This is a genomic window from Spirulina sp. LEGE 11439, from assembly GCF_059821285.1.
The window spans coordinates 23,323-36,051 of the sequence record NZ_JCAMRX010000016.1 but is presented as its reverse complement, the minus strand read 5'-3'; the positions used below and the strand labels follow the sequence as shown (position 1 = coordinate 36,051).

12 protein-coding genes are annotated in these 12,729 nt (G+C 45.7%); 11 read left to right on the top strand and 1 reads right to left on the bottom strand.

Annotated features, from left to right (window positions below):
* Positions 1-105 precede the first annotated feature (105 nt).
* The 5 genes from AC6RV6_RS12990 to AC6RV6_RS12970 all read left to right on the top strand — a co-directional run bounded on the left by AC6RV6_RS12990 (position 106) and on the right by AC6RV6_RS12970 (position 4,850).
* The gene (locus AC6RV6_RS12990) at positions 106-321 is read left to right on the top strand and encodes a hypothetical protein (RefSeq protein ID WP_500241272.1); all 216 of its coding nucleotides are present in this window, start codon (positions 106-108) and stop codon (positions 319-321) included.
* Positions 322-498: 177 nt separating this feature from the next.
* Positions 499-1,791 carry a serine/threonine protein kinase gene (locus AC6RV6_RS12985; protein ID WP_500241271.1) on the top strand — a complete coding sequence of 431 codons (1,293 nt, stop codon included), beginning with the start codon at positions 499-501 and terminating at the stop codon, positions 1,789-1,791.
* 141 nt (positions 1,792-1,932) lie between these two features.
* On the top strand, positions 1,933-2,259 hold the full coding sequence (locus tag AC6RV6_RS12980; protein WP_500241270.1) for a DUF6825 family protein: 327 nt from the start codon (positions 1,933-1,935) through the stop codon (positions 2,257-2,259).
* A 129-nt stretch (positions 2,260-2,388) separates the two neighbouring features.
* Positions 2,389-4,095: an ABC1 kinase family protein gene (locus AC6RV6_RS12975; protein ID WP_500241338.1), complete on the top strand. Its 1,707-nt coding sequence runs from the start codon at positions 2,389-2,391 to the stop codon at positions 4,093-4,095.
* A gap of 32 nt (positions 4,096-4,127) precedes the next feature.
* Entirely contained in the window at positions 4,128-4,850 is a 723-nt protein-coding gene (locus tag AC6RV6_RS12970; RefSeq protein ID WP_500241269.1) for a Stp1/IreP family PP2C-type Ser/Thr phosphatase, read from the top strand.
* Between the two features lie 139 nt (positions 4,851-4,989).
* Here AC6RV6_RS12970 and miaB read toward each other — a convergent pair whose 3' ends face one another.
* Positions 4,990-6,345, bottom strand: coding sequence for a tRNA (N6-isopentenyl adenosine(37)-C2)-methylthiotransferase MiaB (gene miaB / locus AC6RV6_RS12965; protein ID WP_500241268.1), 1,356 nt, complete (start codon positions 6,343-6,345; stop codon positions 4,990-4,992).
* Positions 6,346-6,569: 224 nt separating this feature from the next.
* Here miaB and AC6RV6_RS12960 point away from each other — a divergent pair, with 224 nt between their 5' ends.
* The 6 genes from AC6RV6_RS12960 to AC6RV6_RS12935 all read left to right on the top strand — a co-directional run bounded on the left by AC6RV6_RS12960 (position 6,570) and on the right by AC6RV6_RS12935 (position 12,717).
* Complete coding sequence (locus AC6RV6_RS12960; protein WP_500241267.1) at positions 6,570-7,172, top strand: TetR/AcrR family transcriptional regulator; 603 nt, start codon at positions 6,570-6,572, stop codon at positions 7,170-7,172.
* A gap of 131 nt (positions 7,173-7,303) precedes the next feature.
* Positions 7,304-7,954 carry a Coq4 family protein gene (locus tag AC6RV6_RS12955; RefSeq protein WP_500241337.1) on the top strand — a complete coding sequence of 217 codons (651 nt, stop codon included), beginning with the start codon at positions 7,304-7,306 and terminating at the stop codon, positions 7,952-7,954.
* 542 nt (positions 7,955-8,496) lie between these two features.
* Positions 8,497-9,465 (top strand): PEP-CTERM sorting domain-containing protein, encoded by a 969-nt coding sequence (locus tag AC6RV6_RS12950; protein WP_500241266.1) that lies wholly within the window; start codon positions 8,497-8,499, stop codon positions 9,463-9,465.
* Positions 9,466-9,578: 113 nt separating this feature from the next.
* Positions 9,579-9,980, top strand: a complete 402-nt coding sequence (locus AC6RV6_RS12945) for an ExbD/TolR family protein (protein ID WP_500241265.1) — start codon at positions 9,579-9,581, stop codon at positions 9,978-9,980.
* 139 nt (positions 9,981-10,119) lie between these two features.
* Positions 10,120-10,332, top strand: a complete 213-nt coding sequence (locus AC6RV6_RS12940; protein ID WP_500241264.1) for a helix-turn-helix domain-containing protein — start codon at positions 10,120-10,122, stop codon at positions 10,330-10,332.
* 87 nt (positions 10,333-10,419) lie between these two features.
* Positions 10,420-12,717 (top strand): NACHT domain-containing protein, encoded by a 2,298-nt coding sequence (locus tag AC6RV6_RS12935; RefSeq protein WP_500241263.1) that lies wholly within the window; start codon positions 10,420-10,422, stop codon positions 12,715-12,717.
* Positions 12,718-12,729: the final 12 nt, after the last annotated feature.

The following is a 12,729-nucleotide window of genomic DNA, read 5'->3' as shown; positions in this document are numbered from 1 at the left end:
AGAGACTTGAGTAATAATCCTTTTCTCTCCAATTCTAAGCTCGAAACTCTTCCTAAAAAAATACAATTGGAAGAAAACTTAGAGTTCCGCAAATATTCTTTTAGAATGCCTAAGTTACAAGGTGCATCCGAGCAAGGAAGACTGATGTATCTCGTCGATCGCGAGAAATATGAAATAGAATTGGTGTGGATTTATACCCACGAAGAATTTCCCAAACGCCCGAGCGATCGAGACTTAAAACAAATTCTTGAGGAAATTCAACAAACTCGAGAAGAGAGCGATCTCATCGAACCCGAAGAGAATGATACTGAACGAGAATAATCTCAGAAAGAGCGCGGGAGAAATTTGCTCTCAACTTCGCATTGTGGAACATTCCAAAATCTAGAGAAGAACGACACGCGCCAGAACAAGGATAAAATTGGCGGATAGAGGAGCATTTTGGCCGAAAGACGATTAAACTAGCTGTTGAGGAGCGACGCGATCTCGTACATCAAACCCATGACAACTGCCACCCAAAACGACTTTAAATACAGCCTTGAAGATTCCATCGGCCAAGGCATCTTCAGCACCACCTATCCAGCCCTTGAAGTCAATTCCAATCAACCCGTCACCATCAAAACCTTAGCGGCAAATCTCCACGATCATCCCAACTTCGATCGCTTCTGTCAGCATTTTCTCGACCTCAGCCAACGCTTTTCCCAAATTTCCCATCCTCACTTGCCCGGAATTTGGGAAAGTTTCGCCGAAGAAGGCATTCCCTATGTTGTCTACGATCGCATTCTCGGTCAGAATCTTGCTGATAAAATCGCCGCCGAAGGACCCGTTTCTGAATCTCGTGCTAAAGGTTGGATCGAGCAAATCGCTTCTGCTCTCTCCACCCTTCATGATGCCGGACTACAACATCTCGACATTCAACCCCGCAATATTATTTATCGTCCCGAAACCGATGATGTGGTGTTGGTAGACTTGGGAATGACCTGCGACCTTACCCCCGAAATTCGCCAAACCCACGCCAACCTAATCGCCCCGGGATATGCCGCGATCGAACAGTACGATCCCAAGGGAAAAACTTCCACAGCCACGGATATTTACGCCCTCAGTGCTGTCTTTTACTTCCTACTGGCAGGAAATCCCTTACCGCCGGTTCCTTTACTAGAACATATTCCCCCGGAAAAATGGCAAAAATTCCCCGAAGGTGTCACCCCAGAAATTAAAGCCGCGATTTTACAAGGATTATCCGCCCCCGAGCAGCGATCGCAAACCGTAGAATCATGGTTATCTCAGTGGCATCCCGCTCCCGTTGTCGAACCGACTCCTGTGGCACAAGAAGTTACCCCAGAAAGCCCACAATCCGAAGATATTCCCGTTCGTGAAGAACCTTCCTCTGCACAACCTCCCACTGTCGAACTGCCATCTTTCTCGGCTTCGCAAAAAAGCAATTCTCCGGCATCTTTGGAAGAACTCGAACCCGCAGCAACACCTGCTCCTCAGCCAAAATCAGAGAAACGCCAAAAAACCAAACCCAAAACTACAGAGGTCGTCGGGAAAACCCCTCGTCGGCAGAAAAAAACACAAAAATCTCGCAAAAAATCCACTAAAGCCGATCGCACCAAACCCAGCGAAAAACTCAGATTTCCGGTTGGTGCATTATTGATGACCAGCGCGATCGCGGCTTCAGCAGGGGCGGGTTTTGGTTTATCCTTACGACTCAACCGCCCCACTGAAGCGGGTTCAACTTTTTGGCACAACGAGCAATCTTTCCCTCCGATCGAGGATTGGAAGCAAGAGTAACGCTTTGGCTGCCCTCGACTCAGGAGGAAGCGAAGGAAAGCGATCGCTAAAAAACTCAGCCCATCTAGAAAATACTCCTCATTCCGATCCGGTCTTGATTTAAGTTATAATTTTGTTACAAAATGTCAAGAAGAGCCGCCCATGAGCAATCCTGTTACTCGTTCCTTTTTTATTGGTAGAGCCTTTGCAGAAGTCTTGGGCGAAAAAGCCGAACATGCTTTTACCAATGCCCTGAGCGAACTCGGTAAATTTGATGCCGAACAGCGCGAGAAATTTCGGCAATTGGCCGAAGAAACGATGGCCAGAGCCGATCGCGAAATGGCCGAAGCCAATACGGGAGGTATGGCAACGGGACAAACCGGCAATGGCGAGAGTTCCGGAGATCTGCAAGAAACTATCGACGATCTGCGAGCGGAAATTGCCAGCCTGCGATCGGCCCTGAATGCCCATCGGAATCCCCCGACTTAAGGCGCACTTAAAACTCCTTGCCAGTTTATCTGGTCTTTTTTTTAGTTTTTTTAACTCTTTTAAATCCTCCTTTTAACTTAAAAAGTGTCTGCCCTATCTTCCCCTCCAACTGAAAACCAATATTCCGCTATTGTTGAACCGAGCGATCGCCTTGCCCGTCCAGAGCGAGGGAAAAGTAAATACCGTTGGAATCGCAAAAATTACTCTCGTTTTCGTCGGCGTGCCGATATCTGGCGAGCAGTTCTCACTTTCTTAACGGAATTATGGTGGGATAGTAAAAAATGGTCTTATCCCGGGGGCTACAGCGAAGAAAAACGGCAAAAACGCCGCCAAAAACAAGCGGTTTGGTTGCGAGAGACTTGTTTGGAATTGGGGCCGACATTTATTAAAGTCGGTCAGCTTTTCTCCACTCGCGGGGACTTATTTCCGACAGAATATGTCGCTGAACTCAGCAAACTGCAAGACCAAGTTCCCGCCTTTTCCTACGAACAAGCCGCCGCCATCATTCAGGAAGATACGGGAAAATCGGCGAACGAACTTTTCCGCAGTTTTGAGCCCACTCCCCTCGCCGCCGCCAGTTTGGGACAAGTTCACAAAGCTCAACTCCATAGCGGGGAAGAGGTGGTTGTTAAGATACAGCGACCGGGCTTAAAACAGCTTTTTACCATCGATTTAGCCATTCTCAAACGCATTGCCCAATATTTCCAAAATCATCCCTATTGGGGCAAGGGACGAGATTGGATGGGGATTTATGAGGAATGTTGCAAAATTCTTTGGGAAGAAACGGACTATCTTAACGAAGGGCGCAATGCCGATAACTTTCGGCGTAATTTCCGGCATTTGGATTGGGTAAATGTACCTCGGGTGTACTGGCGTTATGCTTCTCCCCGCGTCCTCACCCTCGAATATATGCCGGGGATTAAAATCAGCCACCACGAAGCGATCGAAGCGGCAGGACTGGATCGCAAGCTCCTCGCCCGTTTGGGGGCGGAGGCGTATCTCCGGCAGTTGTTAAATGATGGCTTTTTCCATGCCGATCCCCACCCCGGTAATATTGCCGTCGCACCGGATGGGGCGATGATTTTTTACGATTTTGGCATGATGGGACGCATTAAGGCCAATGTGAGGGAAGGTTTGATGGAAACCCTCTTCGGTATTGCGGAAAAAAATGCCGATCGCGTCATTGCCTCTTTAATTGAATTAGAAGCCCTGCAACCCACAGGAGATTTATCCCCAGTGCGGCGATCGATTCAATATATGCTGGATAACTTTATGGATAAGCCTTTTGAGGATCAGTCCATTGATGCGATCGGGGAGGATCTCTACGAAATTGCTTACGATCAACCCTTTCGTTTTCCCGCTACTTTTACCTTTGTCATGCGAGCATTTTCGACCTTGGAAGGCGTGGGTAAGGGTTTAGACCCAGATTTTAATTTTATGGAAGTCGCCAAACCTTTTGCACTGGATATTATGACCAACACCAACGGACAAAACAGCAATCTCCTCGATAAATTGGGACAACAAGCTGCCCAAGTGAGCAGTACGGCATTGGGACTGCCGCGACGGATTGAGGATACCATCGAAAAATTAGAGCGGGGAGATATCCGCGTGCGGGTGCGATCGACGGAATCCGATCGCTTGTTACGAAAATTAAGTGCGGTTCAGCTGTTGACCAACTATACTTTATTAGTTGGGGCATTTACGCTATCTGCTACTATCCTCTTAGTAAACGATAAAATTATTTTGGCAGTCATTGTTGCTGGGGTTGCCGCCGTGCTGAGTCTCTTAATTTTGAGGCTGATGCGAAAACTCGACCGCACCGATCGCCTGCCGTAATCCTCGTCAAACTTGTTTGAGATTCAATCAATATGAAACGTCGCTTCACGGGGCTAACCGATACTGGAGTTCTTCGATCTGTCAATCAGGATGATTATTACATCGATCCACAAGGGCGCTTTTTCATCGTCGCCGATGGAATGGGAGGTCATGCTGGCGGTCAAGAAGCCAGTCGTATTGCCACACAATCCATTCAGGCTTACCTGAACGATCGCTGGGATCGTAAAATCGACTCGGAGGAATTATTAACAGAGGCGATCGAGGATGCCAATCAAGGAATTTTAGACGATCAAGAGGAGCATCCCGAGCGATCGGATATGGGGACGACGATTGTGATTGTTATGTTCCGCCGCGATCGCGCTTGGTCTGCTCATATTGGCGATTCTCGCTTATATCGCCTACGCGGAGAAGAACTCGAGCAGGTGACGGAAGATCAGACTTGGGTGGGACGGGCGATGAAAATGGGGGATTTGACCCCAGAGGAGGCGCGGATTCATCCTTGGCGGCACGTTTTATCTCAATGTCTCGGGCGCAAGGATCTGCAACATATTGAAATTCAAAAGATAGAGGTTAAGGGCGGCGATCGCTTGTTGTTGTGTAGTGATGGATTAACGGAAGAAGTCCCAGATCCTTCGATTCAAGAGTTTCTCATGGAGAGCGAAAACTGTGAGGAAGCTGCGAAGGGATTGGTAGAACAAGCTAAGGAAAATGGCGGCTCTGATAATATTACCGTGGTGGTAGTGGTTGAAGATTGAATAATTTAAGCATAATTATTTAACTTGGAAAAATGCGATCGCGTTGCCATATTGTGAGTGCGATCGCATTTTTTATAGCATGACCAATGAGGACATCTTCCTCTCTCTGGGTTCTCTGTACCTCTGTGGTGAACTTTCTTCAAACCAGCGCAGGAACGTCCAAAAGTTCTCCTGTCAAACTAAAGGCTCGAATTTCTGTAATTTTCACTCGCACGATCGCCCCCTTCAACGCCTCGATATCTCCCTCAAAAAATGTCAAACGATTGCCTCGCGTCCGTCCCATCACCTGAGAAGGATATTTAGGATTGCGATCTTCGACTAAAACCTCCTCGATCCGTCCGGCATAGCGCTGAGTTCTTTCGGCGGCCTTCACTTCCACCAAGCGATTTAACCGTTGTAAGCGATCGCGTTTCACATTCTCCGATAATTGATTGTCCCATAACGCGGCGGGAGTCCCGGGACGAGGGGAATAAGCTGCCGTATTTAATTGGTCGAACCCAATATCTTCAACTAATTTTAACGTATTCTCAAACTGTTCTTCCGTTTCTCCCGGGAATCCTGCGATCGCATCGGCACTAATGGACGCATCCGGCATATAATCGCGAATTTTAGCAATGATGCGGCGGTACTTTTCGTGAGTATATCCCCGTGCCATTGCTTTCAGGAGGGCATTATCTCCCGACTGAAAGGGAATATGAAAATGTTCGCAGACCTTGGGTAATTCGTAACAGGCACGAATCAATCGTTCGGTAAAATAGCGGGGGTGACTGGTGGCAAAACGAATGCGATCGATCCCCGGCACGTCATGGACGAAATAGAGCAAATCCGTGAGGGTATGCTTGTTGCGACCTTCCGGGGTGCTTCCGGGTAAATCGCGCCCGTAAGCGTCGATATTCTGTCCCAAAAGCGTGATTTCCTTATATCCCTGTCTTCCCAACTCTTCCATTTCCGCCCGGATCGCCTCGGGGGTGCGAGACTGTTCGACTCCGCGCACGTTGGGAACGACGCAATAGGTGCAGCGTTCATTGCAACCATAGATGACATTCACCCAAGCGGTCACGTTGCTATCTCGGCGGGGTTTAGTAATATCTTCGACAATGTGGATCGGTTCTGTGGCAACGACTTGATTCCCTGCAAACACCTGTTCCAATAAATCCCGCAAACGGTTGGCGTGTTGGGGCCCCATGACTAAATCTAATTCCGGTACCCGTCGCAAAAGTTGCTCTCCTTCTTGTTGGGCGACGCATCCCGCGACAATTAAAGTTAAATCCGGCTGTTTGTGCTTGCGTTTCGCCTGTTTGCCTAAATAAGAATAAACCTTCTGTTCGGCATTATCCCGAATCGTACAGGTGTTGTAGAGAATTGCATCTGCACCGTTAGGATCTTCGCACCATTGCCACCCCATGTCCTCAAAAACGCCAGCCATGCGTTCCGAGTCAGCTTTGTTCATCTGACAGCCAAAGGTTGTAATGTGGTATTTGCGGGATGCAGTCATTTCAGTTATCAGTTATCAGTTCGGATTGTTAAAGCGGGAGGCTTGAGACCTTATTGTTTTGGTTCTGGTTTTTGAGTTTTTTGCGAAAACCTTTTTATTGTAGCGCTTTTGCTAAAGCGATCGCGACGAAAATGCAGATTCTTGTGACGATAACGATCGATCTTCTTGACGAATTTATTTCTATTGCGTTAGATTTTATATAACAAGCGCTCGATATTAATCAGATGCCTAAAGTCGTTGATGCCGAACAATATCGCCGCACTCTCCTGCAACAATGCTTCTTTCTCTTTGCCGAGAAAGGATATGCGAATGTCACTACTCGTCAAATTGCTGAAGCCTTGGGGGTGTCTACAGGAACGCTTTACCACTACTTTGCCAGCAAAAAAGACCTGTTCGCGCAATTGGTGGAAGAGATTGCCGATCGAGATGTATGGGCAATGCAACAGCAGATCGATCGCGATAAAACGTTGTCAGAACGGATTACAGTTTTCGGGCAAATTCTGGTTGACAATGCGGAATATTTAATTGCAGCAGAGGCGATTTGGCTGGATTTCTACCAACATTACGATGTTGAGGAAAAGCAAAACGCTCTGATTCTCCACAGGATTATCGGGCAATATCAACAAGCGATCGCCAATTTACTCGGCATCGACGATCTCAAAATTGCCCGTTTTATCCGCACGGCGATCGATGGAATTCTCTGCGAACAGTTGTCTGCACTTGACTTGGAACTGTTTGCCGAACAAGTGGATTTCTTGATGGCGATGTTAAGCGCCTATTTCGAGAAACAGGCGATCGTCAGTATCGAGTCAGAGGCGATCGCGTAAATATTTTTTTTGCGCTGATATATAACGAGCGTTTGATATAAAAAATTGGAGTCAAACCCATGACTTGGATCGACTATCCCAAAACTCAATCAAATCAAGCGATCGCGCAAACTTCTATCCTCAAGGAACTCATGCAAAACTTAAATAATGACTGGCAAATGATGCGAATCGGTAAGGCTTTTTTGGCCATGTTATGGGGAGACGAGAGTTTAGCAACAGTGGGAGAACTGGATGATGCGTTACTGCAAACTCCTTCCTTCGACTTGGCCGCTCAATTTCTCGCGCAAGATCCCGATTGTGCTGCTTTAATTCAGGAACGGTATCTTCCTCCAACCCATGACTTGCCAAAGCTTTTGTCTTACCCAAAAGATTCTCTCGGCTATATTTATGCTACTAACGTAACGGCACAAGGATTCAATCCTAATTTACATATTGGCATGGACATTAACTCTGATGCCAGCTATATAGAAGCCCGATTGAGTCAGACTCACGATATTTGGCACGCGATTACAGGATTCGATGCGTCTTCTATTGGTGAAATTGGCTTGCAAGCCTTTCATTTGGGACAATTTCCCTATCCTCTCGCAACCATGTTAGTTGCTAATAGTTTAATCGGGATAACGCTCTTTGAACCGGAGAGCCTACCGCCTTTACTCGAGGCGATCGCTCGGGGTTGGGAAATGGGTCGTCAAGCGAAATCTCTGTTTGCTCAAAAATGGGAGGAGAGTTGGGAGCGATCGCTGAGCCAATGGCAGCTTGAGTTAAACGTAAAACCAATTTAGATGAAAAGTGCGATCGCGAGACGCTAAACCCATATGACAGAATCTGAGGGAATTACAGAAAGAAATCCGCGATCGCGCCAATCTCCATCGGGATTCAGTAAATACGCTAAATCTCTCAACCATTTATGCAAGCACCTTCCTCGAAATATGAAGGTGTCCTTCTTGATTTGTGTATTTTTAAGTTTATAATCTTCAACAAAAAAACTCAAACAGACAAATAATAATCGCTCTGAGTATCTTTTCCGAATAAATACTAAGAGAAAAAAACAATATTTCGTCAAAATCAATTGTGTTGTCGTCAATTTTCACCGATGTGAAAGTTTACAAGAGCTTTACTTTAATTAAGCACTGTATAAAGATTGCATCAAGAATTGAATTTTGGGATGGACATCAATATTCATCTTCTCTAGGATAAAAAAGTAACGAAATCGAGAGAAAAAGTAACAACCTACAACGATTAGTCAAAAAAACACTTATTAATATCAGCTTCTCTCTTGCACTCAAACTTTAATTTGTACGACAAACCAACCGGGTAAAAAATAATGAAAGCGACCTTCCCCAAAATCATCAATTCTTCTCTCTTTACCGCAAGTTTAGCAGTTGCTGCTGCTACGTTTGCCGCTCCAGCCGAAGCCTTTACCCTTGGTTACAATGGTTACTTTGGCAGCACCAATGACCCAGCAACCGGCGCATCAGCTAGCGTAGACTTTACTTTTACCGACTTGGCAGATGGTAGCATCCAACTGGACTTGCTCCTAACCAACACTACCGGACAAGCCAATATGACCGAAGGGCTGACAACAGATGGGGCAAATGAGTCAGAGTTTCTGAGTGTGGGTTTTGATTTTGCCGACGGAGATTTAACCGACAAGTTAAACATTGTCAGCTACAGCCTTGGGGATCCGGCTTTTGATGAAATCGTTTATGACGATACCTCTCTAAGTGGCGGGACTTCTTCTTCAACGGCGATAGATGGCGACGGCTGGGGAAATGTTAGCTTAAATGACATTACTTTCGATATTGGTTTGATTACGAGTGGAAATTTATTGTCCACAGGCAACCCGAGAGATGGTTTAAATGCAGGTGCTTCTGAAACCGTAACTTTCAATTTGAATCCTACCGATTTTGCCAGTGCTGCGGAACTCGAACAATGGTTTACAGATGGCTTTGTTGAAGATGGTTATTTAACGACTGCTGCTCGTTTCAAAGCTGTTGATGGAACAAATATTAACGGCGGAAGCGATAAACTTATCGGCGGCAATCTGCAAGAGTATTTTGACTATAATAACGACGGTGGCGGCGACAGTGGTAGCGGTGGTGATGGTGGTAACAGTGGTGATGGTGGTAGCGGTGGTGATGGCGGTAGCGGTGGTGATGGCAGTAGCGGTGGTGATGGCGGTAGCGGTGGCGATGGCGGTAGCGATGTCGTTGATGTTCCCGAACCCGGTACGCTTCTCGGTTTAGCTGCGTTTGCCTTCGGTGGTTTGGGTTTTCGTCGCAAAAAGCAATAAACTATCAACTCTTTAACTTTTTCTTTTCCTAGGAAGTCAAATGGCGATCGCATCATTTCGAGGCGATCGCTTTTTTTGTATTACCCTATTACCTATGACACGTAACTCAAACAATGAAACTCCCCGAAGAAAGCGATCGCCCGTTTTCCTTGAACATTATTCCCGCCATTGATGTTATCTTTGCAATCTTGGCATTTTTTATCATCTCCAGTCTCAATCTAACTCGTTCGGAAAGCCTACCCGTGAACTTACCTGAAGCCGTTACCGCATCGGTTCAAAATGAGACGCGAGTGACCTTAACCATTAACGCCCAAGGGGGAATTTTTCTCAATCGCCAACCCACCTCCCTCGCAGAAATTGAAAATGCTATCCGTCCCTTGCTTGCATCCGACGAAACTACAGTGTTAATTAATGCAGACGAACAAACCAACCACGGACGGGTTGTCGAAGTGATGGATCGCCTGCGACAACTGGATGGAGTCAAACTTGCGATCGCAGTGCAACAAGACTCCTAGCGATCGCGAGTTGTTGCAGCCAGCAAGGCGATCGCTTGTGAGAGAAAGAAACTCATCCTCGGTAAGAATTTCTTTCAAGCGTTTCGATTAATAAATTATGTGTTACGGTTTAGAGATAAGCAGAATTGATTAATTTACCATGACCATAAAATGGCGATTGAAAGCAATGATGGCAGATCGCGAGTTGGACTACAAGCAACTAGCCGAACAAGCGAGCCTGCATCCCGTCACCGTTAACAAGCTTGTGAATACTTATGAAATGCCTCCCCGCTTGGATAGGAATACGCTGGGGAAGTTTTGTCGGGTTTTAAAGTGTCAGCCGGGAGATTTGTTAAGGTATGAAGAAAACTGATTATTCAATTGATAAAATAGGTGGCTACTGTTTGGTGGCAGGAATGGCACTCGAATAGATTAAAAGTGTGAGAAGTGTGAGAAAAAGGTGGGGACAGTGAAATCTATTCAATTTAAAAGACAAAAATTTTTGATAATTTTCATCCTGACGCTTGCTGTTTTGCTCTCGTTAGGAAGGATTGTATCGGTCTCTGCTCAAACGACTCCGGCTTTGATTCCCTGCGAACAACTGGAAATAGATATTCAAACTAGAGCAAACAAAGATGCTAAAGTCGATCGCTTTAACTTTTTCAATACTGATAAAAAGAAAAAGAAGATTGTTGATATTAAAAACTTGTATCAAGATCGAAATTCTAAGAGTTCTTGTTTTCAAACAGATGAATTATGGGATATCTACGAAACGGAATACGATCGCCATAAATTCCCCACTTGGATACCTTTTCTTGTGATGCTTCTCCTCAGTGGTGTTGTAGGGGCGGCTATTAGTGAAAACCTAAGAAACTGGTTCAATCAGTCTTTAGAAAAAATTGGTAACTGGGTTTATAAAAAATTTGCTGGAACGCGATTTTTTGAGGATATTGCTCTCAAAAAGTATAGACAGGCATTAATTGATAAATATCAAAAACTTAAAATCCCTTTTCGTCCGAATCTTCCCTTAGAAATGCGGGAAGTTTATGTTCCTTTAAAAGTATCGAGAACGAATAATAGTTCTTTGATTGAAGCGGAAGATGCGGTGCAAAAATACCGTCGCTTGATGGTTGAAGGTGCGCCAGGTTCAGGGAAATCGATGTTATTAAAGTATCTAGCACTTTCATATTCTGAAGGACGGCTAAGCCATTTACCGGATCGTCCCGTGCTAATCTTACTGGAATTGAACCGCCTCACCGATGCCAATCTGACGGTAGAAAAGTTAGAGCAACATTTAGTAGATACTTGCGATCGCAATGATTTTCCCAATGCTAAGCGTTTTGTCTCTCACAGCTTAAAACAGGGGCGGTTAATGTTGCTCTTGGATGGGTTGGATGAGGTGAATAGCAGCGTGCGCTCTCGCGTTGTTCGGTGTCTGAAGGACTTGCTAGACAAATACAAAGAATGTCGAGCAATTATTACCTGTCGGACGGCAGTTTATAATAATGAGTTTGTCAATATTGTCGAGCAAACCTTAGAAATTGTCGAATTTACGGATCGAGACATTCGCCGTTTTTTGCAAGCATGGAAATTGCAAATGCCACTGGATAAGTCAGTGGCGCAATTGATTAAAACCTTACGCGATCGCCCGAAAATTATGGCTCTTGCAAGGAATCCCCTACTGTTAACCATTATTGCTTATCTTTACACGGATACGCCCTTTGTTTTGCCACACTCGAGAGCAGAATTTTATACGAAAGCAACCGATGTTTTATTAGAGTTGCGCGACCAAGAAAGAAATATCCCCAATCAATATAGAGGAGTCAATAAGCGACGGGTTCTCCAACATTTAGCCCTCTATGCTCAGGATAGTGCGAATCGTCAACAACAAGATCGCCGCGATCGCCCCCGTCCCGAACTCTTAGCACAGGTCAAACAGGTCTTACCTCAATTAAATCTGAAGCCAGAAGAAGCCGACTCCCTCTTTGATGAAATTGTCGATCGCAGTGGATTATTATTTTCTGTTGATGGTGGAAAGAGTTATCGGTTTACTCACCTCACCCTGCAAGAATATTTTGTAGGAGCAGCCTTGATAGACAAGCAAGATGAGTTAATTCAACGATGGAACGAGGCTCCTAGCGACTGGCGAGAGATTGTCAAGTTATGGTGCGGGTTGGCGAACAATAGTACCGCTTTAATTGAGGCGGTATATCAACAGGATCCTCTGACTGGATTTGAGTGTTTGGCAGATGCTCAAGAAGTAGACGAGCAACTTGCTCAACAGATTATAGATCGCTTTAAAGCACAACTGGGACAAGATGAAGGAGAGATCGGTGCTTTTGGGTCGGTCGCCGCCGATTTGCTTCGTCCCAGAGGGAAAGAATTATTTGAGTTTTTAACGGAACAGTTAGCCAATGGAGGGAGTTCAGATATCAAAAAAGCGGCGGCTAAAGCCTTGTCCATGACTAATTTACCCCAAGCCGTAGAAAAATTAGCCAGTTATTACGATCCAGATCGGCCTCATTTTAAGGAAATACGGGAAGCGTTAATCAAAATGGGAGGGTTAGCAGTTGCTACGCTCGAAATTGTGGCTCAAAGGGTCTTTTTAGAGGCAGTGGACGATCTGGGCGACATTGCTTTACCTGAAGCGGCTGAGGCTCTCGAACGGCTACAGAACAATCCCCAATTAAAAGGACGAGCCGCTTACCGGTTAGCCGGCCTTTTGGAGCAGTTAGAAGCAAGTCAATCTGAACCGTAATCGTCCCTCATC